Raw genomic sequence first — 25508 nt, 5'->3', positions numbered from 1 at the left:
GCGAATAATTTACAACTTTTTTAATTCGATATCTTTATTTTTAGATGCTTCATTATGTGAATTAGTTATAAGTAATTAGACCGCCGCGCTCGCCTTTTGGCGTTCTGCAGCCCATTCCAGCGACTCAAGATAGAGTTTTTTGGCCAGTTCATCGGCAAGCCCCAAACGTTGTTCCATATTCATTACCTTGGTCCAGTTGGCTTGTTCCAACGCCTGAACTAACTGTAGGCTCTCGCCCATTATGCCAGTACCATGCAGCAACGCATTTTTCATATCATCGACTAAAGCCAGCGATTGCAATAACTCTTCCATAGACGTATTCAACATGGCATCCAGCGTGGACAATAAACCGACCAGAAAGGCGCTTTCTGCCTGACTGTCCATCGCTCTGGCAGACATTAACAATTCACCGAAGCGAGCTCGCACCAGTGACATGTTGCTCAATTCTGCTGGTTTACTCTCGCCCACGGAGGCGCTGAATAGCAAATAAACAAAGCGTTTTAGTTCCTGCTCCCCCAATACCACGATGGCCTGGCGAATAGTTTGGATTTCGTTTCGACGTCGAAATAACGGTGAGTTTACATAACGCAATAGTTTGAAGGACAAATTTGCATCACCTTCAAAAACCTTTAAAACGTCATCAACTGCCACGGAATTTTTAGATAATTGCACAACGAGGTTGGTAAGCGCCATGCTCGAGTGGTCAAGGCGTTTTGATTGCATCACCTCAGGGCGGCTGAAAAAATACCCTTGAAAATAGCTAAATCCCAGAGAAATCATGCGTTGAAACTGATCATGAGTTTCGACTTTTTCTGCCAGTAACTTAATTTGCGGAAACAGACGAATGTCATGAATGATCTGACGAATCGTATCTTCATCCGTAACCATTACGTCGACCTTGATAATGTCGATGTAAGGAAAAAAATGTGCCCATACTGAATCGTGTTCGTAGTCGTCTAACGCGATCTGATAGCCACGTTCTTTTAACTCTTTAACTGAGTCTAACAGGCGCCGGGTCGGGCGGGCGGTCTCTAAAATTTCTACCACAATTTGATCCTGGCTAAGCATCATTGGATAGCCATTGAGCAAACTGTCGTGAGTAAAGTTAATAAAGGCAGGCTTGTCTTGAGTTAATCGAGGCAAGTCCAGAGTAGACTGCAGACCTTCCACCATACGACTGGTGGCCTGTTCAGCATCGATGTCTGGAAAAACGTTTTCCAATCCCTCACGAAATAATAATTCGTACGCAAATAACGTCTGGTCGGCGTGAAGAATGGGCTGACGGGCAGCAAAAAACATCATTGCTCCTTTGTGATTTCTACCACTACTTATCTAATTGGTCGCTCAGAAAATGCTGATTTTTGCGAAGTCTGTCGAGATGATCAGCATATCCTCATCTTTGGCTAAATACTACGTTTGGATTACCGCTTCAGTAACTCACTAAAACGCTGAAATCCTTGCAATACTTGTTCTGACGGTGATTTAGCCCAACTGACTAAAACCGTTGCTAAAGCTGCCACCAGACATCCTGGCACGATAGCATACAACCATGTATTTAAAGACTGATTATCAATCTGTAAAGTGCTGTTACTCCACCATAAAACCGTCACTGCCCCGGATAACATGCCTGCAAAAGTGCCTTCACGACTGACGCCTTTCCAAAATAAGCTAAGTAGAATTACTGGTCCAAACGCTGCGCCAAACCCTGCCCATGCATAGCTCACCAATTGCAGGATACTGCTATCACGACGGGTAGCCAGTAAAATGGCCACCAAAGCAACCAGTACTACCGATAGTCTGCCAGCCAGCACTAACTCTTTATCGGATGCGTGTTTGTGGAAAAATGCTTTGTAAATATCTTCGGTTAATGAACTAGAGGTAACCAGTAGCTGAGATGAAATGGTACTCATAATGGCAGCGAGCACCGCGGCGAGTAAGAAGCCACTGATTAACGGATGAAATAGCACGCCGGATAAATAGATAAATATGGTTTCCGCATCGGCTAACTCTGCTCCATGTTGTTTAACGTAAGCAAGGCCGACTAATCCGGTTGCTAGTGCACCCAATACAGATAGCAACATCCAGCTCATGCCAATACGTCTTGCGACAGGGAGCGCTTTCACATCACGAATCGCCATAAAACGCACAATAATATGCGGTTGACCGAAATAGCCCAGACCCCATGCCATGGCCGATATGATTGCCATAGCGCCGACGCCATTGAATATATTCAAAAAACCCTCAGATTGTTGGTTGAGTACATCCGTAAGCGGCTGCATCCCGCCGATATCGGAAAAGGCCACTACCGGCACTAAAACCAGTGCGATAAGCATAATGCAACCTTGCACAAAGTCAGTCAGGCTGACCGCGAGAAATCCGCCAAACAGGGTATAGAGCACGACAACCCCGGCTGTCAGGTATAACCCCAATTCATAGCTTTGGCCAAATGCACTCTCGAATAGCTTGCCACCTGCGACCACGCCGGAAGATGTGTAAAGTGTAAAAAATATAATAATTACCAATGAAGACAAAATGCGCAGCAGACGAGACGAGTCATTGAATCGATTCTCAAAGTAGTCGGGTAGGGTAATAGCATCGCCGGCCTCCTCGGTATAAACGCGCAGACGCGGGGCCAGAAACAGGTAATTAACATAGGCACCAATCAGTAAGCCAATGACAATCCAAACATTAACCAGTCCACTGACATATAACGCGCCGGGCAATCCCATCAGGATCCAGCCACTCATGTCAGAAGCGCCTGCGGATAGTGCGGTGACTGCTGGCCCTAATGACCTCCCACCCAGCATATAGCCTGACAAATTGCTTGATGCTTGTCGGTAGGCGTAGAGACCGATCCCTAACATCAATAAAAAATACAGCGAAAGTGAAATGACTTGACCCGTTTGCATTGCAAAGCCTTGTTTTTATTGTTATCACGCCATGCTAACAGGATTTACCGGAGACACCAATTGCAAAACCATGCTGAACCGACACTAAGATGGCTGGATTTTGAACAGATGAGTTGCCAGACCTTGTATGCCGTACTGAAATTGCGTCAGGACGTGTTTATGCTGGAACAACAGAGCTTATATGAAGATATTGATGGGCACGACGAATCCAGCCAGCACCTTTTGCTTTTCCGGGAGAATCAGCTGTGTGGATATTTGCGTTTGCTCATCACCGCGCAAACAGCCAAATTGCAACGTATCGTGCTCAGCCCTGACGTGCGGGGCCTTGGCTATGGCAAAATACTACTAAACAGCGCGCTGCGCCGAGTGGCTGATTGCGAGGACGTTACAGCGGTTAAACTGTCCGCGCAGGTTCAGGCTTCTGCTTTTTATGCACAATTTGGTTTCGCGCAGTCAAGCGAGCCCTACGACGATGGCGGCATAATGCACATCGATATGGTTCGCTCTAATAGCGCGGATTAAGCAGGTATCATGCGCTGAATTGCAACTGATTGCTGACCCGCTGTAGAGCCTGTTCTACCGCTGCGGCGGATTTTCCCACCACCACAACACTGGCATGGCCTAAATTTTTTGATTCGCCTGTGTATAGGGCATCGTGGAAATAGGCTGGTACCTGCTGCTGGGCCTGATGCGGAACAACAAAAACCGATACTTTGCCATCCGGCCCATCAATGATCATATGCAGGCTTTTTATCCGGTCAAAATCACATAGGTTAGCGTAATACACCTTGCCAATGTCACCGGTGAACTGGCCACTGAATTGTGCAAGTTTGGCATTAACCTGACTCAGTCCTACTTGTTCATCGATTAGAAAAGGTGCCGTCCCTTCGTGGTAGACATGCGCTAAAGCATGGTCGCCAAGATTGACGTTGCCCGGAAGCAGATAGGTCAGGCTAAATAGGCTAACCAGCGCAACACTTGCTGCGACTGCCCAATATTGGCGTCGCCGACTGCGATGACGCTGTTGCATGGTTTGGCGCAGCATTAAGCGTGCACGCATGCCATCTGGCGCAGGTACGCACACTGCGTTGCGCAGTTTCTCGTTTAAACGTTGGTGTTCCAGCCACAGTTGCTTTTTGTCAGGTTGCTCGGCAATCGCTTTGCGCAGAGCCTCATCCAACTCATCCGGGCTGCTCATCAGTGCCCGGCGGAATGTCAAATCATCCATGTTGTTGGCCTCCCTGTTGAGAATAGGGCTGCAAAGCGTCTTTTAGTTGATTTCGGGCGCGAAATAATCGGGTCATTACGGTATTTTTGTTCAGTTGCAATTGTGTGGCGATCTCGTCACCACTGAGGCCAAAAATCAATTGCAGGATTAATGGTTCGCGATATTCCAACGCCAGAGCGCTGATATGACGCTGAATTTCACGCTGTTCGATGGCGGTATCCGGACTACCGTCCTCGCTGGCAACAGCAAAGTCATCAATATCTACCAGATCAAATTGTTTGCGTTCGAAACGTCTGGCATTTTCACGCCGTAAAATGGTAATCAACCAGGATTTGGCGGCATGCTCATCCTGTAGCGAGTCCAGCGCTTTCCACGCGCGCAGATAGGTTTCCTGCACGATGTCTTCTGCCACAGTTTTATCGTGGCATAGCCAGTAAGCATAGCGATACAGATCAGCCTGAAAGGCATCAACCAGCGCTTCAAAACGTCGTTGTTTCATCATCATGCCGGATAAGACCTGTGTATCTCGCGTTTGCTTTCGTGGCCACATAAATTTTTTACGTTACAGGGTAAAGCGGCTTAAGACTCGCCTGTGGTGAGGTCCTCTGAGCCTTCGCTAACTGGCCCAAATATTCTGCCAGAGGTCGACCTTGCCAAGCACTGGGCTGGTTAGCGTACTGACTTGCCAACATCTCATTGACCAACGTACTGAGTTTCGCGTCATCGAGCTTTATCAGGCTTGAGCTAATGCTTTGTGAGCGGTTGCCTGTCAGCATTCCCAGATAGTCCTTTAACAAGACTGTGGCCTTGTTTGCCTGATTCTGCACAAGCGCAGTGTGTAAGCGCGTTTTAATTTCTGCGCTGCTGATGGTCGGTATGGCTTGGGAATTAGCACTTTCCTGCTTAGCACCTAAACCTCGGCGAGAATGATTCCACCATAAGGTTAACGTCAACAGCCAGACTAGCAGTAAAATCCAGCTACTAGGCGACCACCAGACCGATGTGGCGGGTAGTGCATCGCTGGATTGCAGTGCTGTGGGTTGTGGTTCCGCCGTATCAGGTTTCTCACTGGCAACGGGCGACTCAGGTGTATCAGATATTGCCGGTGGCAAATTAGTTTGTGCCGCATTCAGTGCGGGTAATACGTTGATACTGCGTGACGGCAATATGGCATATTCAGTCTCACCGGTAACGACGTTAAACCAGGGAATACTGACCTCGGGTAACACGGTTAGCCCCGGTGTGTCAGGGATGATGGCCACTGATTCACTGCGCTGTGCCAGTAAATTACCATCTTTTTCGACACTGCCGGTTTTGCCCTGATCCGGATAGGTTTTCATACTCGGTGGGAACATGGCATTGATTCCCGGCAATTGCTCTGGGGACACGTCGACAGCCGACAGGATCATTTCCCGGGTAATAGGCACACCAACACGAAATTCTGTGGGTTCTGCAGACCACTTTTCAGACAATGCGACATATTCGCTGGGCAGCCAATGCTGACTATAAGATGCTGGGATCGCGTTGACTTGCACGTCTATACCAGGACCGACGCGGCTGACCCGCTTGGTATTGCGGAATAAACCCGAGCCACCCGATTGATTGTCAATCACTTCAGCATCGAAGACCGGACCGCGAATGGAATAGCTGCCACTTTTTTGAGGGGTGATGGCAAAGGTGTATTCAATAATACGGTAACGCTGGCCATCCACGTAATCACTGTATTCACGCTCTTTGCCAATCATTTCAACCGATGCATCTGGCATGGTTGGTGGGGTTAACCCACCACGCTGTACCGCTGTGGCGATATACAATTTTGCCGTGTAACGGATTTGTTGTTGTACATAGACACTGCTGGTGTCGACTTCGGTGGTCAGGAATAAGTCCCGGCGTTGCTGAATCTGGCCAAGAGGCACAACGTCAAGTGTTATGGGATCGCTTTTATAACTGCCAACCGAAAGTGACGGGATGGTGATCTTGCCAGTTGTGCGTGGGTAAATTACCGTTGTCCACTGGGTAAACTGACGCGTGTTCCAATTTATCATTTCTGTCCTGCGACTAACCTGCGTCTGTCCAACAATGAAGTCTTTCAGTAATGGGGAGGTGTCCAGCACATCATTACCGGGATCATCTTCTAACACGACTTGCAGGACAACAGATTCATCTTCAGCGATACGATTTTTATCGACTACCGCGCGCAGTTCGCTGGCAGTACTTAAAGAACTGAAGGTCAGCAAGGCTAAAAACTGCATAGCGACAAACCAATGTTTCATACTTACCAATTCTCCTCGGCTGGTGACAGCGTTTGTGTTCTGCGTCGCTGCTGATATTCCAGTAACATCTTGCGTTTTAATAAATAGGATGGGTCATCCGGTACTTTATTTAACAGGTTTTCCAATTGCATCTGTTGTTCAAGCGCGGATGACTCTTCAGCAGAGCGCTCCTGTTGCTCCTGTGCATCACTTTCCTGCGCTTGCTGCTCGCTTTGCTGCTCTTCCTGCTGTTGCTCTTGTTCGGATGCATCAGATTCACTTTGTTGCTGCTCGCTTTGTTGCTGATTTTGCTCAGACTCTTGCTCATCGTTTTGCTGTTGTGAGTCCTGTTGCTGCTGTTCATTCTGCTGCGCTTGCTCTTCTTGTTGTTTTTGTTGCTCTTCTTGTTGTTTTTTGAGGTTTTCAAGCAGAGCCTTATTGGCTTGCGCGTCGCTATGTTGGGGTTGTTGTCCAAGCACTGCGTCATACAGGGCAATGGCGTCATCCAGCTGACCCAGTTGCGCCAACGAATTGGCTAAATTGTATTGCGCCTCTATGCCACTGGCCTGGCTGAATGCTTGCGCCGCCGTTTCGTAATCTTCTGCCTTATAGGCCGCGATACCACGCCACATGGGATTTTCAAACAAGGCAGCAGCTTGTTTGAACTCGCCTTGCTCGAAGGCCTGTTGCGCTAATTGGTCGCGAGTGTGCCAGGCCGAGGCAATATCACTGGCGTATACAGGTTTGGTTGGTTGAGTCAGCACCAGCGCCCCAACCACAGACAACAACCAGCCGCGCCGAAAACTAGCTGCGGCGAACAGAAGTATCGGCAGTAACAACCAAGGACCTGCTTCTTGCCACTGATCGCCCTGATTGTCGTCTTGCTGCTCATCGTTTGTGTCCCGCTCTACCAGAGTTTGGCGGGTGATATAGTCAATATCGCTTGCATCGGCTTGCATATGCACCAGTACCCCTCCGGTTTGGGCAGCCAGGCTTTTTAGCTGGTGGTCAAAACTCTTCGGTACCACGATGTCGCCACGCCGATCTTTCAGAAACTGACCATTTTTTAAGGTGACAGGCGCGCCTTGCTCCGTACCGACCAACAACACCGACATGCGATAAGGGATGCCATTAAGGTATGCCCTAAGCTCTGCAACCTGATCGTTATCAATACCATCGGTGATCCAAAAAATGTCCCCCTGTTGATAACCCGCACTGGAAAGCAGCTCACTGGCAGCCTGTAAGCCAGCCATAGGGTCACTGCCGAGCACGGGCATAATTTCCGGCTCTAATGCCGGAATCAGGGTGGTCAGGTTCAGGGCGTCAGTACTGAGCGGACTAATCACAAAGCCGTCGCCGGCATACGCAACCAGCCCCATTTCTCCCTCGGCACTTTGATTAATTAAATCAATCGCTTTGTAACGGGCACGGGTAAGTCGATCAGGTTTGATATCGGTGGCACGCATCGACAGTGACATGTCCATCACCAACACTTTGCCGGTGTGCAACTGATAGACAGGTTGGGGCAAGCGTTGCCAACTTGGTCCTGCCAGCGCACTGACAGCCAGTAACCAGCCAATAGCAAGCAACCACCGGTATGAACTGGACGCGGCGGCAATTTTTCCTTCAAGCAAATTTTGACTCAGATGCGCAGCAATCAGGCTATGCCAGCCGCTTTTTTTGGTCTGCACATAATGCATGGCTACCAGCAGGACGCTTAGCGGAAGTAACGCCCAAAACCAGTCAGGGCGAAGAAAATGGAAATTTGCCCAGTCGATCATGCGTTACCCCTTACGAAACGATTAATTAAAGGGGACGCAGCCAGTAATACTGATAGAAGCAGGGCGAGACTAAGTGGATAAAAGAACAGTGCGGTGAGTGGGCGCATTTTTCTGCTTTCACGTTCTATAGGTTCCAGCTCATCAAGCTTCTCATAAATGGCCTCCAGCGATTGGGTATCCTTGGCTCGAAAGTAGCGGCCGCCTGTTTGTTCGGCAATACGCGTTAATGACGCTTCGTCCAGCTCTTTGGCATTATTAAAAAACATCGAAAATCCCATGCTGTCACCCTGACCACTACCCACGCCGATGGTATAAACCGTAACTGACTTTGCCATGGCTAATTCTGTGGCCTGCTCAGGCGTGATATTGCCAGCCGTATTTTGACCATCGGTAAGCAATATCAGCACTTTATTGGATTGTTTCTTTTCTTCGAAGCGTTTGACGGCAAGGCCAATGGCATCGCCAATTGCAGTTTGCTCACCAACCAATCCAATCACGGATTCGTCAAGAAGTTGCGCGACCGTATCCCGATCATAGGTCAATGGTGCCTGCAAATACGCCGTATCGGCAAACAGTATGAGTCCCAATCGGTCGCCCACCCGGCGTGCGATAAAGTCATCCAAAACCGACTTGATCATTTGCAGCCGGTCGACTCGTCGGCCATTTACCGTCATATCCTGATTTTTCATGGAACCGGATAGGTCCACTGCCAGCATAAGATCCCGACCTTCGGAGGGAATCGCCATGGGTTCGCCGAGCCATTGCGGACGGGCAGCAGCGCCAACCAGCAATAACCAGATCACGCATAACAGCAATAATCGGATCCAATGTTTTCCCGCAGTTTGGCTACCTGATTCAAAGTGCGACAAAGAGGGAACGCGCAAGGCAAGCCCCTGCTCACGTTCTTTTCTGGGCATACGCCAGAACAGGTAGGGCAGTGGTGCGATTATCCACACCCAAATCCAGGCAAACTCAAACATCCTGCCTCCCGGAAATTCGTACATTGTTTAGCCAGTGCGTTACCGCCTGTGTAATGAGATGGCGCTCCCCAACGTGCACTGGCTGGTATAAATTATTTTGCACCCGCTGCCAGATATTCGTGAATTCATCACGTTTGGTTTTTGGTAACACTTCACTTAAGGCCTGCGTCCATGCATCGCCATGCAAAGACGCTATTTTCTCTGCAGGCCGATAACACATCATCACTCGTTTCAGCAGGCGGTTAACCTGCTGCGGATAGTCGGCAAGTTCTGGTGACAGCGCCGCAAATTCTGCTTTCGCTTGTCGAAGTGCTGCGCGCTGTCGCCATGTGCGGATAAAAAAGCGTAAGGCAATCGTAATGGCGAGTATTGCGAAAATGCTAACTAGCCACCATCCCCAGGCGGGTGGCCACCATGAAACAGGTTCACTGAGGTGAATGTCTTTCAGATTTTGTAACGGATTCATCGTGGCTGGCCTAACTGCATGGTGAGGGGCAGGGCAGCATCAATTGCCATAATACTTGCTTTTGCTTGCTGAAGTTGTTGCTCGATACTGGCATACATGCGTGCATGATTTTGCTGATATGACTTAGCGGCATCTTTGTCGCCTAACCAGAGTTTTTGCTGGATATCGCCATCAGTAATGGCCAATTGTTGCGGCACGGAAACGTCAGGTAACTGGTGCTCAAAGGGATCGCTGATCACGCAAGCGGTCACCTCACAATGTCGGGTTAAATGGTGAATATGTCTGACACTGGCGTCATCCAGTTGTAAAAAGTCACTAATGATAAAAATCTTGGAACCCGGATGTGCCAGACGTCGCAGGCGCGCGCAGGCATCGGTAAGATGCATATGACCATGTGTGCCATCAGGCTGGTGATGCTGTTCGATACCTCCCAAAAGGGTAAGAACCGCTTTTGCACGGGTAAAGGGCTTATATTCACGATGCTGTTGTTGGTTGAAAATCAATCCGCCGATGCGATCGCCACGCTTTTGTGCGCTCCAGGCAATGAGTGCCGCTAGATGCGCTGCCTGCACCGATTTAAACAATAAGCGGGTACCGAAATACATGCTGCTTGATAGATCAACTAAGACAAATACCGGACGTTCTTTCTCTTCCCGATAAAGCTTTGTATGAGTTTTTCCGGTACGGGCAGTCACGCGCCAGTCGATACTACGAATATCGTCGCCCGGTTGGTAATGACGGGCTTCGTCAAACTCCATACCGCGGCCCTTGCTCCTGGCAAGGTAGGTCCCCGCCATTTTGGCATGAATGGCTTTCTTCGGCGTTAAATCCAGGTACATGGTTTTGTTGCGGTAATATAGCAGTTCGCGGATCCCTAGTGATGCGCCAGTCGCCCCCAATTCTCGCAACCATTGTTCAGGTTGAAACAACACCTAACGCTCCTACGGCACAGGTACCAGATTTAAAATACTGTCCAGTACATGATTAGCATTGACCCCTTCCGCTTCGGCTTCGTAACTCAGTAATAAGCGGTGGCGCAACACGTTATGGAAAACCGCCTGAATATCATCCGGGCTGACAAAATCGCGACCATGTAGCCATGCGTGGGCACGTGCGCAACGATCCAGCGCAATGGTGGCACGGGGGCTGGCACCAAATTCAATCCAGCGCGCCAATTGGGCATCATATGCCTGTGGTTGACGGGTCGCGATAACCAGTTGCACCAGATATTCTTCCAGCGAGTCTGCCAGATGAATATTCAGAATATCTTCGCGAGCCCGGAATAAGTCCTGCTGAGTAAGACGTACAGGTTTAATACTTGGTTTATGCAGCGCTTCGTCACGGGTCAGGCGCAAAATTTCACGTTCGGTTTCCGCCCCTGGATAGGCAATTTCCAGATGCATCAGGAATCGGTCCAGTTGCGCTTCAGGCAGCGGATACGTACCTTCCTGTTCGATAGGGTTTTGTGTTGCCATAACCAGAAACAAATCAGGCAACTTATAGGTTTTATTGCCAACGGTGATTTGACGCTCCGCCATCGCTTCCAGCAACGCGGACTGCACTTTAGCCGGCGCGCGGTTAATCTCGTCAGCCAGAATCAGGTTGTGAAACAGTGGTCCAGATTGAAATTGAAAGCTGCCATCTTCAGGACGATAAATATCAGTGCCGGTGAGATCCGCCGGAAGCAGGTCAGGGGTGAACTGAACCCGATGAAAATCACCTTCGATGCCTTGGGCCAGTGCATTAACGGCGCGTGTTTTTGCCAGACCAGGAGGGCCTTCAACCAGCAGGTGGCCGTCTGCTAACAGGGCGATAAGAAGATTGCGGGTCAGTGCCTGCTGACCAACGACCTGGCTATCCAGGTACTCAAGAAGTTGTTGAAAAGATTGTGCTGCCATAATGTTTAGTTACTTCGCGAAAATGAATGCCCAAATGGGTGTAATGCTGACACCCTAAGCAATATAAGGTTCAACGCAACAAAAACAATGTTACAAATTCTGAAAAACTGTTTAGCAACGATAGTTTAGCGCTGAGATTGACTAAACTTGGACTTTTGCCGCTGAACTTGTAAAATCGGACAACTTTTAACAGGTCTGACCACTATTAGGATAGCCTATGTCGAGCAAACAAAACCTGACAACCCGTAATGGCGATCGCATTGCGGTTGTTGCCGGTCTGCGTACCCCTTTTGCCAAAATGGCCACGTATTTTCATGGCGTGCCTGCGGTTGATTTGGGCAAAATGGTTGTAAATGAGTTACTGGTACGGAATAACGTTAACCCTTCTGATATCCAACAACTGGTTTATGGCCAGGTTGTACAAATGCCAGAAGCGCCAAATATCGCCCGTGAAATCGTGTTAGGCACCGGCATGAACGTGCATACCGATGCATACAGCGTATCTCGTGCATGCGCGACCAGCTTTCAGGCCGCAGTTAACATTGCTGAATCTATGTTGGTAGGAAACATCGACGTGGGTATTGCCGGCGGTGCGGATTCAACTTCAGTCTCGCCAATTGGTGTATCAAAAAATCTGGCTCGTGCCCTGGTGGATCTGCAAAAAACTAAAACGTTAGGACAAAAATGGGCTGTTCTGCGTAAGCTGGGTTTGAAAGATTTATTGCCAGTACCACCTGCCGTGGCGGAATATTCTACTGGTCTGTCTATGGGACAAACCGCTGAGCAAATGGCGAAAACCCACCAAATTGCTCGCGCTGATCAGGATGCATTAGCCCACCGCTCACATACTCTGGCGGCGCAAAGCTGGGAAGAAGGCAAATTGGCCGGTGAAGTGATGACAGCCTATGCAGAGCCCTACAAAGGCGCGCTGGAACGTGACAATAACGTGCGTTTTGACTCTAAGCTGGAAAGCTACGCGAAATTACGGCCGGTATTTGACCGCAAATACGGCTCGGTTACCGCAGCAAACGCGACACCACTAACCGATGGTGCGTCGGCGGTATTAATGATGACGGAAAGCCGCGCGAAGGCGCTGGGCTACCAACCTTTGGGTTACATCAAAAGCTATGCATTTGCAGCGATTGATGTGTGGGAAGACATGTTAATGGGCCCGTCCTACGCGACGCCGATTGCGCTGGATCGTGCAGGCATGACGCTCAATGATTTAACCCTCATCGAAATGCACGAAGCGTTCGCAGCGCAAACTCTGGCAAACGTTAAAATGTTCGCCAGCGACAAGTTTGCCAAAGAGAAGTTAGGACGCGACAAAGCTACGGGTGAAATTGATATGGATAAATTCAATGTGATGGGCAGCTCCATTGCCTATGGTCACCCATTTGCGGCGACCGGTACACGTATGATTACCCAGATGCTGAATGAGCTTAATCGTCGTGGTGGTGGTACGGGTCTGTTGACTGCCTGTGCTGCGGGTGGTTTAGGTGCTGCCATGATCGTTGAAACTGAATAAGGAACACGCATATGACAAACGAGAAAAATAGTGCGTTCACGCTAGACGTTCGCGAAAACGGTGTGGCTGTTGTCACCATGGACGTGCCTGGTGAGAGCATGAACACCCTGCGTGCTGAATTTGCGGATGAGATCAATCATGTACTGGATCAGATTGAAGGCAACAAAAACATCAAAGGTGTGGTGTTAATCAGTGGTAAAGCCAGCTCGTTCGTAGCTGGAGCTGATATCGGCATGCTGGATAAGTGCACCACGGCGGAAGAGGCCGAGCAGTTATCTCTGCAAGGTCAGGCGACCATGCAACGTATCGAGAATATGCCTGTCACGTGGGTAGCGGCGATCAACGGCCCAGCGTTAGGTGGTGGCTTAGAGCTCGCCATGTGCTGTCATTATCGCGTGTGTACCGACAGCGACAAAACGGTGATGGGTTTGCCAGAAGTGCAATTAGGGTTGTTACCTGGTAGTGGCGGTACGCAGCGTTTGCCGCGTTTAATTGGGTTACAAGCGGGCATGCAAGCCATGCTGACCGGTAAACAATTCCGTCCGAAACAAGCCAAAAAGGCCGGCATCGTTGACGAAGTGGTACCGCATTCAGTGTTGTTAGATGTTGCGATTGAATTTGCGCTAAAACGTAAACCTGCGCCACGCCAACCAAAACTCAACCTGGTGGGCAAATTACTTGAGCGCACACCCTTTGGGCGTCAGGTTTTATTTAAGCAGGCTCGCAAACAAACACTGAGCAAAACCCGTGGTAATTATCCGGCACCAGAGCGCATTTTAGATGTGCTGGAAGCCGGTGCGATCAGTTTGGCAAAGGGTTACAAGACTGAAGCGAAATATTTCGGTGAACTGGTAATGACGCCGGAGTCGCGTCAGTTACGCAATATATTTTTCGCGACCACTGAAATGAAAAAAGAGCATGGCGTCGACGGTGTTGAGCCTGCCAAAGTTGCCAAAGCAGCTGTACTGGGTGGTGGCTTGATGGGGGGCGGTATCGCCTATGTGACCGCGAAGGCTGGTATTCCTGCGCGTATTAAAGACATTCGAGCTGAGGGTATCGCCAACGCGATGAAGTACAGCTTTGACTTGCTGATGCCAAGAGTTAAGCGTCGCATCATGAGTAAAGCGCTGATGCAAAAGCAAATGGCATTGCTGACCGGTAGCACCGATTATGCGGGCTTCAAAAATACGGATATCGTTGTCGAGGCGGTGTTTGAAGATCTGAAACTGAAACAGCAAATGGTGGCGGATATCGAGAGTCAGTGCGCAGAGACAACTATCTTCGCGTCGAACACCTCGTCAATTCCAATCGGCCAGATAGCTGCGCAAGCAGCGCGCCCGGAGAACGTAATTGGCCTGCATTATTTCTCACCGGTAGATAAAATGCCGTTAGCAGAAGTGATCGCCCATAGCGGCACGTCAGATCAAACTATTTCTACTACTGTTGCGTTTGCACGCAGACAAGGTAAGACGCCAATTGTAGTCAAAGACGGCGCCGGTTTTTATGTGAACCGCATCCTGGCTCCATACATGAACGAAGCGGCATGCATCCTACTGGCTGGTGAGCCAATCGAGCATATCGATAAGTCGTTACTTAACTTTGGATTCCCGGTTGGGCCGATGAAACTTCTGGATGAGGTGGGTATTGACGTAGGCTCCAAGATCAGTCCGATTCTGGTCGCGGATTTGGGAGAGCGTTTCACTGCTCCAGATGCGTTCGATAAACTGCTGCAGGATGATCGCAAAGGTAAGAAAAACAAAAGTGGCCTGTATGACTACAATGGCAAAAAACCGGGCAAAGCAGTGGACGAATCTGTCTACACCTTGCTTGGTATTTCGCCCAGACAGCAACTGAGCGACGATCAAATTGCTGAGCGTTGTGTGTTGTTAATGCTCAATGAAGCAGCCATGTGTCTGGACGAGGGCGTCATTCGCAATGCGCGTGATGGAGATATTGGCGCTATCTTCGGCATCGGCTTCCCGCCATTCTTAGGTGGACCTTTCCGTTATATGGACAGCCTGGGTATTGATCATGTCGTTGCGCGCTTAAATTATTATGCCGGTGTATTAGGTGACAAGTTTAAGCCTGCAGAGGTCCTGGTGAAGATGGCAGCTGAAAAAGCAACCTTCTATTAACAAGCAGGCAAGTCTGCCATACACAAAAAGCGGCCAGCAGGCCGCTTTTTTATTGTTCATTCGTTGGTCAAAAATGCGTCGCCACCTATACTGCGCTCTCACTTCAGAAGGTTGTCGGAGTCGCCATGTTTATCGCCATTTTGATTAGTTTAATCAGCGCTGTTTATTTTTATGTTCAGGCGTTTAAACATGCGTTATCCCCGAAACGTTGGGCACTTGCTGGTTTATTAGGTGGGCCATTTTTGTTGCCATTATTCAAAATGCAAAAGCATATGGCCTGGCGACGGGTCGCTGGCTTTGAGAATGCTTTCCTGCGAGCATAACCGCTAATTATCAGACACAAAAAAAGCGCTAATCGCGCTTTTTTTTCATTTATGCAGCCTGTGCTGCAGACATTAGTCGCTTAGCGAATAACGCCACCTGGTTTAGAAATGTTGCGCTCTGCACGAATAACACCGCCAGGCTTAGAGATGTTTTGTTCTGCACGAATTACACCGCCAGGTTTGGAGATGTTTTGTTCTGCACGAATAACACCGCCAGGCTTAGAGATGTTTTGCTCAACGCGAATAACACCACCAGGCTTTGATATCGCCAATGCCGGAGCTGACGCTACAACCGCTGCTGCGATAACTAATGCTCTTAACATTTTATTGTTCCTTTTAACGTCTTGTTTGTGTGTGTGTGATCAGGTCTTTGCCTGTTCGCTAAAAGGAATGCGATTGTCGTGCCAACTTTTAAAGTCGGCTGCACATCAATAAAAACAAGGTCTGGGAGGGTGTGTCAATTATTTGAACGATGTTCATTTAGGCATAAAAAAAGGCGTCATGATTGTGACGCCTTTGATTAATTTGAATGATTAATCAATTTTCGCATGGTGTGGCTTTCAGTCAGAAGCTTGCCGAATCGCTCTTTATTCAGAGGCTTACTGTATAAATAACCTTGAATCATCTCGCACTGATAGCGGCGTAGGATAGCGAGCTGTTTTTCATCCTCAACACCCTCAGCCACGACAGTTAGCCCTAAATTGTGTGCAATAGTAATGATGGCCGAGGTCATGTGTCTATCCACTTCACTGGTAACGATATCGTCAATGAAGGCTTTATCAATTTTCAATGTATTGAGTGGGAATTTCTTTAAATAGGCCAATGAAGAATAGCCAGTACCAAAGTCGTCCAACGCCAGGTGAATGCCCATATCACGCAGACGTTGCATCATCACCAATGCATTTTGGGGATTCTGCATCAGGGTACCTTCGGTAATTTCCAGTTCGAGATAGCGCGGATGCAAGCCGGTCTTTTTCAAAATGGCATTGATTCGTTCATCCAGATCAGCTAGTTCAAACTGACGAGCCGACAGGTTGATAGCAACACGTCCCTTAAACAGACCTTCCGTCACCCATTTTTGTGTATCGGTACATGCCTTTAATAACACCCGTTCGCCAATATCAATAATCTGCCCGGTTTCTTCCGCGAGGGGAATAAATTGTCCCGGACTGATGATGCCTTTTTCCGGATGTTCAAAGCGTACCAGCGCCTCCATGCTAACCAGATCCCCTGAAGCAACATCCACTTTTGGCTGATAAAAAACAGTAAACAGGTTTTCTTTTAAACCATGACGAATGAGGGTTTCAATTTGTAGTTGTCGAACGGCATTTTGATTCATTTCACCGCTGAAGAATTGATACTTGTTACCACCCGCATTTTTGGCGAAATACATGGCCGTATCTGCGTTTTTCAACAATTCCTGTGGTGTATTACCATCGTTTGGATAGAAAGCGATGCCGACAGAACAACCCAGTACAAATTCCTGATTATTCAGCGTGAATGGACGCACCATTTCCGCGAGGACATTCTGTGCTAAATGCGTGATGCGGTGCATGTCGGTGTTGTTTTCAACTAACAGGGCAAACTCATCGCCGCCAAGGCGGTAAACGGTTTCATTGGTACCGGCAAGTTTTTGCATCCTGCGGGCAATTTCACCTATTAATTGGTCGCCGACCTGATGGCCCATGGAATCATTAATTTTTTTAAAGTTATCCATGTCCAGGCAAATCAACACATGATTTTTATTCTTACGCACCATGTTACCCAATGACGCGAGGAAGAAAGAGCGATTGGGTAGGTTGGTCAGGGTATCAGTGTTGGCAAGCTTAAGAAGCTCTTTTTCTGAGCGTTTGCGCCCCGAGATATCCGAAAACACCCCAACAAAATGAGTGATCTGGCGATCTTCGCCATAAATTGCATCGATATTCAGTTCAATCTCAAATTTCTCGCCGTTTGGGCGAATCGATTCGATTTCATCTTTCCAGGTGCCTTTTTGCTGCAGCGCCTGCCGAACCTGCAAATTAAAGTTTTCCGGATATTGTTCAAAATTCAATTTGCTGGCCAGGGCTCTGGCACGCGTTTCGCCAGTTATCTTGCAGTAGGCTTGGTTGACGGAAATATACTGGAAGCGTCGGTCGGTAATGAAAACACCATCAGAAATGGTTTCAATCGAACGCTTAAACAGACGTAATTGTTCTTCTGACTGCTTTAAATGTGTGATGTTTTTAAGTGTTCCCGCCATCCGAAGCGGTTGCGTATCATTCCACATTACCACTTTACCTCGGTCCAATAGCCACATCCATTGACCACGTTTGTTTTTAATTCGATAGGTTACTTCGTAATAATCGCTTTGCCCTTTTAGATGTGCGCGCAACGCCTTTTGAACGCGAGGGAGGTCATTCGCGTGGATATTGGACGCACCATCGGCAAAATTCCGTTGATTATCTATTGGGAAATCAATCAGACCCCAGGTATTAGAACGGACGACTTCGTTGCTGCCGATATGCCAGTCCCATAATTCGTCACCACTACTCCAAAGAGACATCTTCAAGCGCTCTTCCGACTCGCGTAACTTAATCTGTGCCTGTCGGCGCACCTGATACTGACGCAACCAATAAATTGTGAGCATCGCCGCCAGAATGGAGTAGGCGATTAATGCATTGGGTTGCAGCCAGAGCGGTGGGGCAATGTCAATTTCAAGGCTTGCTGAATGTGACCAATTTCCGCCAGGGTAGCGAGCCTGTACGTTAAAACGGAAATTACCGAATCCCAGATTGGTATACGTAGCGGCATGCTGGCTACCACTGGTTTCAATCCAGTTATCATCCAATCCAATCAACTGATAACGATATTCGATGTCTTTTATCGACACCGCGTTGATTGCTGCAAACTCGATAGAAAATGGTGAGTCGTTGTTGCGAAGATTGAGACCGCTGGTAGTAAAAATACTACTTTTACTGCGCTCGCGCATTTCGGACTGAGACAAATGCTTGTTGTAGACAGTTATACCTGTGAACGTAGGCTTAGGGGCCATCATCTCTGAGGCTGTACCTTTTGAAATCACGGCGATACCGTCGCCTAATGCAATTACGGCTCGGTTAGAATCTAAAACTAATAACGACCCTTCAACAATTTCTGCTGATAATTCGGTCGCCCCAAACTTATTAATTTTTCCACTCGCAACCTCAAAAGCAATCAAACTATTGGTTGTTGTAATCCAGAGAGTATCGTTAACCAGTGTAATATCTGATACGGGTTGACCATTTACATAGCGGTTAATATCCGTGGCATTGACTGTACTTTTTAGCGATTTATCGTAGATTATTAAGCCATCTCGAACCGTGCCAATATAAATTTTATCGTCAGCTTCGAACAGGGCAGTAACAGATAGCTGACCTTTAGATAGCTGAACACTTTCGAGACTATGCTCATGTGTCTTGTAAACGTACAGCGACTCATTACTGAAAATCCAAATTTGTCCGTCATCACTGGCATTAAAGATAACGAAGTTTCTATCGCTTAATTCGGGAATTGAGTAGGTTTCGATTTTCAGTGTGTCGATATCTATCGATTTAATGATACCGTTTGGTAACTCAAACCAGACCTTATTCTGGAACAGTCTGACGTAGGGATGTTGAAGCTCAATTTTAAGTTCTTGATTTTCTGAGTACGAGTCTCCGTTCAATCTATATTGAACAAGCTTATTGTCTCTCGCGATCCATAAGTTGTTATTATGGTCTATTTTGAGATCCCAAATATTGCCTTGAGTCGCTTCTATCAGTGTTCGTGTCACGCCTCTTTGTGGTGAGAATGACAACACGCCATCATTTTGACTGGCAATAATGAGTTCATCATTTTGTTGCTTTTCAATACTCCACACTAAACTCGCTGGTACTGAATTTTTGGATGTTCCGTGAGTGAATTTTTTAATGTATGACCCGGAACTTTTAACTCGATGCAGACCCTTGCCATGGATTGAAATTAAAAGGTCCCCATTGGAATTTTTTAAGATCTTCTGGATGTAGGTTCCTTTTAAGCCAAAATCCAGATAATTCGAAGTATCAAACCGCTGCTGACCTTCTGGGGAGATAACTAACAGTCCTAAGTCCGTGCCGATCCAAATTTCATTGCCATTTCGATTGGCAATAGATAGCACGTTTGGGCTAGGTAGCATTATTTTGTTGAGTTCGGAGATTGATCCGGATGCGTTCTTTATAAACAACCCATTTGATGTGCCAAACAGGACTTCATCTTCAAACTGAAGCGTAGTGTTTATTACCCCTAATGGCTTGTCGAGCTGACTTACCTCTTCAACAAGGAAAAACTCACCGTTTTGCCATCCTAAATTTCTGCCCTCCTGGCTAAGGTAAAGGATGTTTTTATCTTTGGTGATTGAGAGAATCTCACCTTCAAACTTTTTCGGTATTTTGACTTCAATTGTTTTGCCATTTTCTATGAAGTAAGCGTTTTTATTAATAAGCGCGATGAGTTTGCCATCATTTAACTCAACCAAATCCGTGGTGGGTTGACTTATATATCGCTCAAAGTGCTCTGACTCATATCGAAAGCGATAGATACCTTCGGAACCCGCAACATAAAGATTAGAATCAGTGGAAAATAGTAGCTTCCTGATTATCTGGTTTGGCAAACCATATTCAACGGCATTCTTGCCGCTGTATTCTTTGAATTGATAGCCATCAAAACGCAACAACATAGTTTCTGAAGAACTCATCCATATGAACCCCATATTGTCTTCTACGATATCGCGAGGGGTTATTTCTGAGTTATCTTCCAGATTGAGACTGTCGAACTGAATTAAACTGTAAGTTGATTGGTCTGCAATTGATGATTCTTCATCCAAGTGCATAGGTTTGAGCTGTGCAGCACAATGAAAGGACAGCACGAATGACACTGTCATGATGATATTTAGTAAAACTAAGCGCACTCAACACCTTTCAGCAGTGACTCTGCTGTTATTTTTCGTTTTAACTTCAGGCTTGCCGCTGTGCAGAAGCGAACCGACAATGTGCCAATTTACCGCAAACCTGCGCGATTACAAAGCGCAAATTAGCATAGAGACAGGTCTGAATCGGGTATCTTATTCAACGGTTAGGTATGTGGGGATATACCCAGCTGACAATTTGAACTCACTGACATTCGCAATATGTTCGTATCGCTGCCTCAGCGGGGAGTGCAATTCATCGCCGGTATGTAATACCAGCCCACCATTTTCGGTAGGGCTGATCAATCGCTGACAGAAATCGGCTAACTGAGCAGGCGTGATGGTTTGCATAGCATTGGCGATGCGCATGTTTTCGTCGAAGGTGAAGTCTTTATTAGCAATCGCCATCCAGTTTTTCTGTACTTTCACCGCAAAGTTAATGTCCTGGTCAATTAACTGTCGTGCAACGGAATGAACGATAGCGGGCCAGTTTTCCGGCGGATCCTGTAACAAGGCTTCAGCCCGTTGTTCCAGAAATGTGATGATAGCCTGTTCCAATTGATCCTCTGTGCTGTGAGGAGATTGCACATAAAATACCAGGCCAGGATGGTTGTTAATCGGATAATAACCGCTCCCTACCAGATAACCCAATTGCTTTTCGGTACGAAGCTCATGGAAGAAATCACTGGCAAGCAGTTGCTCTAGCAGGATGGTCTTCGCCTTATCCAGCACGCTGGCTGTGCGGGCTTGTAAATAGAGCACGACGGCGGACTCATCCTGACTGCGCTCGATACTGATCGCCATCCTGTCCATACCTGATAGATCAATAATTTGGCGGTCGATCTCCGAACAAGTGGTGGCGCTATCAATTAAACTGGTTTGAATATGCTGCTGCATCTGCCGCGCATGCTGTTTTTGCCAGTTCCCATGCATATAGGCTTGCAGATGATATTGGTTTAATAGTTGCTCTGAGCAAAGCAGGAGTTGCTCATAACTTACCTGCTCTAATACCGTGGCAATATCCTGTGCCTCCCAGGCATGAGCCTGCATCAGGGTATTAAGTTTGGCCATTAAACGGTTTATCGGTTTATTCAGCAGACTGTTTTGTGCGCTTTGTAACTGGCGGTGCCGTATTTGCTCGAATTTTTGCTGCTCAATCGGCAATTTACCAAGTTGTTTGCTTATTTGTTCAATCAGTAAGGGTTGTTTTTCAGCAAAACCACTGGTGTGTATTGTGAATCCTCCCTGATGTGCATAAGCGGAGATATTCAGCCCTGCAATTCCTGCCTGATAATATCGTTCGTTAAGATGCTCCTGCAGGACTGCTACCCATATGCGTTTCAGGGTTTGATTACCGACTCCGCCCAATACATAGGGTGTGTCAAATGACAAGTAAAACTCCCCCCTCGGAGAGGCAAATGTGTGTTCAGCACAATACCAAAACTGGAAGTTGGATGTATCAACCAAACGCTGAGGACAATCTGGCTCAAGCTCATTAGCCAGCAGGCTAAAATCGCTCATGATATAGGGGTTTTTGTCTGGTAATGACAGATTAGCCATCAATGTTTGCGTGTGTGAGGCTGGCAACTGTCGGGCGAATTTATCGATCGAGTAGGGTGTGTTGTACCAACTTGCGACCTTATCTGTATGTACTTGGGGATGAATTAATTTCAGACGCAGGTTTTCAGGCGTAAAGTAACTAATCGCTTCATCGAATAATGCAGGGTCAAACTCGCTTAACAGGTAATCGGCACTTAAACACTCATTTGGCGGCACATCATGTAAATTGGCCGCAATTTGTTGCACTAAGTCGATAGGTTTGGCGGGGTCCTGAAAATCAAACACCTGCTGACCCAAATGCTGACGCTCTTCAAAACGCCACCTCGGCAGGCCTTCGTGTTTAATTTGTTCAATTTTGGCAAACACCAATTCGCACACGTCATGATAGTGTGACAAGCCCGTCTCGGTTAACTGCATATTGATATTAAAGTCACGGAAGTGACTGCCGCTGATCCCTCCGCCGGCGGACAAGCCGGTACACCAGCCCGCCTGTTTTAGGACACAAAAAAGACTACCGTTTCCTTCATCACCCAACAGTTGGCTGATAAAGTCCAGCGGCTTACTGCGGGTATTAATGTGAAGCGAGGGCAGGGTGAATGTCATGATCAGCCTGCAAGCCGTCTGCAGCGGCATCACCTGAATTTGCACGCCGCGCTGAGTGGGTAAATAAAGTGGTGGATAATCGGGCTCTTTTCCAGGCAAAGAGCTAAATTCCTCTAGTCTCTTCTCAATCTGATGCATCCAACTATCCAGGGGCAACGCTGAGACAAAACAAAATGCCAGTTTATCTGCGACATATTGCTGACCGTGCAAGGTTTCTAGTGCTGATTGCAGAGTTTCCAAACTGTGCGCGCTGAATACTTCTTTGTTTCCAACGGCAAAACGACTGAACGGGTGAGCTGGATTGCAGGTTTCCTTGTGCACCTGATATAGCCTGCGCAGGTCGTCTTGTTGTTTCATCAGAAACTCTGCATTGATGGCTTCGATTTCTTTCTGTATGCGACCAATGTGGAATAACGGCTTTTGTAACATCGCCATAAACTGTTCACATGCCGTCAAAAAGCCATCGTGTTGTACATCAAAAAAGTAGTGGCTTGATTCTGTGCCCGTCCATGCATTGGCTTGACCGCCATACTGGCTGACATGATGAGATAAGTGATTCGGCTGAGGAAACGCTTCACAACCTAAAAACAACATATGCTCAAGTAAATGACTCAACCCATTAATTTGGTCCGGTTCATGAAACTGACCACAGCGAACAGACACAGCAGCGGCGCTTTTGCGACACTCGGCGTCATGCACAAACATCACCTTTACACCATTACTGAGCTCGGTGAAGTGGTAAGTTCGGTTATCGCGTGGCGGTTTAATCAAGATGCGGTTCCAATTAGGTTATGTCACAATGTCGAAGTGTTAAAAAAGCATAACGCACTTTGGTTTAATTTTGTGCAAATATCAAACACTTGCCGACCAGTAGCAAGTGAGACGTTGGTGTATCCATGAAACTTTATGTTATGCGTCACGGAGACGCGCAGTTGCAAGCTTCCAAGGACAGTTTACGCCCTTTGACGCAAACCGGTATCGATGAAGTTCGACAGGCGGCGGCGTGGTTGAAGCAGACGGCATTAACTATAGACGTCGTGCTGGTTAGTCCCTATTTGCGAGCGCAACAAACGTGGCAAACATTGTCTGACGATATTCACGCCGGGCAGTTGTTCAATGAGTCGAATATCACGCCAGATAGTCCTCCCGCCATTGCTCACGAGTCGATTGATGCATTGTTAAATGCGTTGCCTGACGCAGCTACGGCGCTAATCGTAAGCCATATGCCACTGGTCTGTTATCTGATCCAGGAAATGAGTGGAAATTGTGCACCACTGATGGCGACGGCCAGTGTGATCGAATTAGATTATGACCCGCAACGTGGTTGTGGCACGCAATTACGCACATTTCAGCCCAAATAAGCTAAACGCACCTTTATTTTTTAGCGATTTAACCGATAGTAGATTATCTAACCCACACTGTTATCGGATTTTTGCCGCGATGGTCTCGAAAAGCTTCACCGCACATTTGCAGGACGAATTAGAACGTCAGGCTGAGGTTGCGGCTGAAGAACAGCGTGAGGAATTTGCTGCGTTAATTGGTAGGTTAGGTGAAATCAACAGTCGCGCAGAATCTCTTAAAGCTGAAATCCTGCGCCGCCGCGAGTTAAAACGTCAAACCGCGTCAGGGGTTTGATAATGTTCGGGAATAACCCGAACTGTCTTAACCATATTCTCTGAAATTTCAATGATTTCCATCGGGTAACCGGCAATTCGGAAACTCATATTTGCTTCTGGAATTTCCTCTAAAAACTCCAGAATCAAACCATTAAGGGTTTTAGGTCCTTCAATGGGCAGGTCCCAATTCATTTCTTTATTCAGTTCCCGGATGTTGGCTGAGCCATCCACTAACACGCTACCATCCTGCTGAAGCTGGACGTCTTTACTGTGCGAGGGGATCATGCTGGTAGTGAAATCGCCGACAATTTCCTCAAGGATATCTTCGAGGGTTACCAGACCCTGTATATCACCGTATTCGTCTACCACTAAGCCAATGCGCTCTTTGGCCGTCTGGAATTTATGCATTAAAACATCCAGGGGGGTAGACTCAGGCGTGAAGTAAATCTCGCGCACAGCACGCAATAATGTGGCTTTAGAGAACTGATCTTTGGCCAGTAATCGCAGCGCATCACGCACATGAATAAAGCCAACGGCATCGTCGATGGTATCGCGGTAGACCAGTACCCGCGTGTGATGTGAGTTGGTTAACTGCTTTAAAATGATTTTCCAGTCTTCATTGATGTCGATAGCGAAAATTTCGTTGCGCGGAATCATGATATCTTCGGCGGTAACCTGTTCCAGCTCAAATACCCCCTTCAACATCTGTTGGTGTTGTTTAGGGATTAAGACACCGGCCTCGAATACCACCGTGCGTAGTTCTTCTTTGCTGAGATTATCACCCTGATCATGTCGCGGACGAATATTCATAATCGCCAGCAGTAAATTGGTAATACCGTTTATCAGGTACACAAACGGGTAAAACAGGGTCATCAGCGGCAATAATACCAATGACGCAGGAAATGAGATTTTTTCCGGATACAGTGCCGCCAGAGTTTTAGGTGTCACTTCGGCGAAAATCAGCACTACCAGCGTTAGGCCAAACGTGGCGACAATCGGGCCGATAACATCACCGAAAAAACGTTCGGCGATAATGCCTGCAATCATGGCCGCACCAATATTCACCAGATTGTTACCGATTAGGATCAGGCCTATCAGGCGATCGGTTTTGTCCAGTAAGTGGCTGACGCGCTTGGCACCGGCGTGATTTTCGTTAACCAGATGCTTTAAACGATACCGGTTGATGGTCATCATCCCGGTTTCCGAACTGGAGAAAAAAGCGGAGAGCAAAATCAAAATGGCTAGCAGTATAAACAGCGAGCCGGTGGATATCTCGTCCAACGAGTT

The 25508-nt window shown here is 47.6% G+C and carries 20 protein-coding genes; 6 read left to right on the top strand and 14 right to left on the bottom strand.

Going from position 1 to position 25508, the window contains the following annotated elements; translation table 11 throughout:
• Nucleotides 1-75 precede the first annotated feature (75 nt).
• Nucleotides 76-1302 (bottom strand): EAL and HDOD domain-containing protein, encoded by a 1227-nt coding sequence (locus TK45_RS08795; protein ID WP_131258275.1) that lies wholly within the window; start codon nt 1300-1302, stop codon nt 76-78.
• Between the two features lie 119 nt (nt 1303-1421).
• Nucleotides 1422-2909, bottom strand: a complete 1488-nt coding sequence (gene putP, locus TK45_RS08790) for a sodium/proline symporter PutP (RefSeq protein ID WP_131258274.1) — start codon at nt 2907-2909, stop codon at nt 1422-1424.
• Between the two features lie 60 nt (nt 2910-2969).
• Between putP and TK45_RS08785 the strand changes: the two genes are divergently transcribed.
• Nucleotides 2970-3431: a GNAT family N-acetyltransferase gene (locus TK45_RS08785; protein WP_131258273.1), complete on the top strand. Its 462-nt coding sequence runs from the start codon at nt 2970-2972 to the stop codon at nt 3429-3431.
• Between the two features lie 7 nt (nt 3432-3438).
• On the opposite strand, the gene TK45_RS08780 is transcribed toward TK45_RS08785, so the two are convergent.
• From TK45_RS08780 to TK45_RS08745, 8 genes are read right to left on the bottom strand one after another with little or no spacing between them, the layout of a single operon-like run.
• Nucleotides 3439-4137, bottom strand: a complete 699-nt coding sequence (locus TK45_RS08780) for a DUF3379 family protein (RefSeq protein ID WP_131258272.1) — start codon at nt 4135-4137, stop codon at nt 3439-3441.
• Nucleotides 4130-4687: a sigma-70 family RNA polymerase sigma factor gene (locus TK45_RS08775; RefSeq protein ID WP_131258271.1), complete on the bottom strand. Its 558-nt coding sequence runs from the start codon at nt 4685-4687 to the stop codon at nt 4130-4132. The genes TK45_RS08780 and TK45_RS08775 overlap by 8 nt, the downstream gene beginning before the upstream one ends.
• A gap of 7 nt (nt 4688-4694) precedes the next feature.
• Nucleotides 4695-6410 carry a BatD family protein gene (locus TK45_RS08770; protein ID WP_131258270.1) on the bottom strand — a complete coding sequence of 572 codons (1716 nt, stop codon included), beginning with the start codon at nt 6408-6410 and terminating at the stop codon, nt 4695-4697.
• 2 nt (nt 6411-6412) lie between these two features.
• On the bottom strand, nt 6413-8170 hold the full coding sequence (locus tag TK45_RS08765) for a VWA domain-containing protein (RefSeq protein WP_131258269.1): 1758 nt from the start codon (nt 8168-8170) through the stop codon (nt 6413-6415).
• Nucleotides 8167-9150, bottom strand: coding sequence for a VWA domain-containing protein (locus TK45_RS08760; protein WP_131258268.1), 984 nt, complete (start codon nt 9148-9150; stop codon nt 8167-8169). Before TK45_RS08760 ends, TK45_RS08765 begins: the two co-directional genes overlap by 4 nt.
• Entirely contained in the window at nt 9143-9616 is a 474-nt protein-coding gene (locus tag TK45_RS08755; RefSeq protein WP_131258267.1) for a DUF4381 domain-containing protein, read from the bottom strand. Before TK45_RS08755 ends, TK45_RS08760 begins: the two co-directional genes overlap by 8 nt.
• Complete coding sequence (locus TK45_RS08750; RefSeq protein ID WP_371414269.1) at nt 9613-10545, bottom strand: DUF58 domain-containing protein; 933 nt, start codon at nt 10543-10545, stop codon at nt 9613-9615. The genes TK45_RS08755 and TK45_RS08750 overlap by 4 nt, the downstream gene beginning before the upstream one ends.
• A gap of 12 nt (nt 10546-10557) precedes the next feature.
• Nucleotides 10558-11514 carry a MoxR family ATPase gene (locus TK45_RS08745; RefSeq protein WP_131258266.1) on the bottom strand — a complete coding sequence of 319 codons (957 nt, stop codon included), beginning with the start codon at nt 11512-11514 and terminating at the stop codon, nt 10558-10560.
• A 217-nt stretch (nt 11515-11731) separates the two neighbouring features.
• Here TK45_RS08745 and fadI point away from each other — a divergent pair, with 217 nt between their 5' ends.
• From fadI to TK45_RS08730, 3 genes are all read left to right on the top strand, one after another.
• A complete protein-coding gene (fadI, locus tag TK45_RS08740) occupies nt 11732-13042 on the top strand; it encodes an acetyl-CoA C-acyltransferase FadI (RefSeq protein WP_131258265.1) in 1311 nt (436 codons plus the stop codon).
• An 11-nt stretch (nt 13043-13053) separates the two neighbouring features.
• A complete protein-coding gene (gene fadJ, locus TK45_RS08735; protein ID WP_131258264.1) occupies nt 13054-15177 on the top strand; it encodes a fatty acid oxidation complex subunit alpha FadJ in 2124 nt (707 codons plus the stop codon).
• Between the two features lie 125 nt (nt 15178-15302).
• The gene (locus TK45_RS08730) at nt 15303-15500 is read left to right on the top strand and encodes a hypothetical protein (protein WP_131258263.1); all 198 of its coding nucleotides are present in this window, start codon (nt 15303-15305) and stop codon (nt 15498-15500) included.
• A gap of 80 nt (nt 15501-15580) precedes the next feature.
• On the opposite strand, the gene TK45_RS08725 is transcribed toward TK45_RS08730, so the two are convergent.
• The 3 genes from TK45_RS08725 to TK45_RS08715 all read right to left on the bottom strand — a co-directional run bounded on the left by TK45_RS08725 (nt 15581) and on the right by TK45_RS08715 (nt 23376).
• A complete protein-coding gene (locus TK45_RS08725; protein ID WP_131258262.1) occupies nt 15581-15823 on the bottom strand; it encodes a hypothetical protein in 243 nt (80 codons plus the stop codon).
• Nucleotides 15824-16020: 197 nt separating this feature from the next.
• Nucleotides 16021-20445 (bottom strand): EAL domain-containing protein, encoded by a 4425-nt coding sequence (locus TK45_RS08720; protein WP_131258261.1) that lies wholly within the window; start codon nt 20443-20445, stop codon nt 16021-16023.
• Between the two features lie 153 nt (nt 20446-20598).
• The gene (locus TK45_RS08715; protein WP_131258260.1) at nt 20599-23376 is read right to left on the bottom strand and encodes an insulinase family protein; all 2778 of its coding nucleotides are present in this window, start codon (nt 23374-23376) and stop codon (nt 20599-20601) included.
• Nucleotides 23377-23501: 125 nt separating this feature from the next.
• Here TK45_RS08715 and sixA point away from each other — a divergent pair, with 125 nt between their 5' ends.
• Together sixA and TK45_RS08705 are read left to right on the top strand one after the other, a co-directional pair.
• Complete coding sequence (gene sixA / locus TK45_RS08710) at nt 23502-23966, top strand: phosphohistidine phosphatase SixA (protein ID WP_131258259.1); 465 nt, start codon at nt 23502-23504, stop codon at nt 23964-23966.
• Between the two features lie 79 nt (nt 23967-24045).
• Nucleotides 24046-24240, top strand: coding sequence for a hypothetical protein (locus tag TK45_RS08705; protein WP_131258258.1), 195 nt, complete (start codon nt 24046-24048; stop codon nt 24238-24240).
• Here the strand turns inward: TK45_RS08705 and TK45_RS08700 are convergent.
• Nucleotides 24219-25502, bottom strand: coding sequence for an HlyC/CorC family transporter (locus TK45_RS08700; RefSeq protein ID WP_131258257.1), 1284 nt, complete (start codon nt 25500-25502; stop codon nt 24219-24221). The genes TK45_RS08705 and TK45_RS08700 overlap by 22 nt on opposite strands.
• Nucleotides 25503-25508 lie beyond the last annotated feature (6 nt).

This window comes from Bowmanella sp. JS7-9 (genome assembly GCF_004329715.1).
GTDB lineage: Bacteria > Pseudomonadota > Gammaproteobacteria > Enterobacterales > Alteromonadaceae > Pseudobowmanella > Pseudobowmanella zhangzhouensis.
The sequence above is the reverse complement of the archived record's forward strand: the minus strand, read 5'-3'. Positions and strand labels throughout refer to the sequence as shown.

Coding starts and splice junctions, on each gene's coding strand:
- TK45_RS08795 (WP_131258275.1), bottom strand. CDS start 1,302: ATGATGTTTTTTGCTGCCCGTCAGCCCATTCTTCACGCCGACCAGACG.
- putP (WP_131258274.1), bottom strand. CDS start 2,909: ATGCAAACGGGTCAAGTCATTTCACTTTCGCTGTATTTTTTATTGATG.
- TK45_RS08780 (WP_131258272.1), bottom strand. CDS start 4,137: ATGGATGATTTGACATTCCGCCGGGCACTGATGAGCAGCCCGGATGAG.
- TK45_RS08775 (WP_131258271.1), bottom strand. CDS start 4,687: ATGTGGCCACGAAAGCAAACGCGAGATACACAGGTCTTATCCGGCATG.
- TK45_RS08770 (WP_131258270.1), bottom strand. CDS start 6,410: ATGAAACATTGGTTTGTCGCTATGCAGTTTTTAGCCTTGCTGACCTTC.
- TK45_RS08765 (WP_131258269.1), bottom strand. CDS start 8,170: ATGATCGACTGGGCAAATTTCCATTTTCTTCGCCCTGACTGGTTTTGG.
- TK45_RS08760 (WP_131258268.1), bottom strand. CDS start 9,150: ATGTTTGAGTTTGCCTGGATTTGGGTGTGGATAATCGCACCACTGCCC.
- TK45_RS08755 (WP_131258267.1), bottom strand. CDS start 9,616: ATGAATCCGTTACAAAATCTGAAAGACATTCACCTCAGTGAACCTGTT.
- TK45_RS08745 (WP_131258266.1), bottom strand. CDS start 11,514: ATGGCAGCACAATCTTTTCAACAACTTCTTGAGTACCTGGATAGCCAG.
- fadI (WP_131258265.1), top strand. CDS start 11,732: ATGTCGAGCAAACAAAACCTGACAACCCGTAATGGCGATCGCATTGCG.
- fadJ (WP_131258264.1), top strand. CDS start 13,054: ATGACAAACGAGAAAAATAGTGCGTTCACGCTAGACGTTCGCGAAAAC.
- TK45_RS08730 (WP_131258263.1), top strand. CDS start 15,303: ATGTTTATCGCCATTTTGATTAGTTTAATCAGCGCTGTTTATTTTTAT.
- TK45_RS08725 (WP_131258262.1), bottom strand. CDS start 15,823: ATGTTAAGAGCATTAGTTATCGCAGCAGCGGTTGTAGCGTCAGCTCCG.
- sixA (WP_131258259.1), top strand. CDS start 23,502: ATGAAACTTTATGTTATGCGTCACGGAGACGCGCAGTTGCAAGCTTCC.
- TK45_RS08705 (WP_131258258.1), top strand. CDS start 24,046: ATGGTCTCGAAAAGCTTCACCGCACATTTGCAGGACGAATTAGAACGT.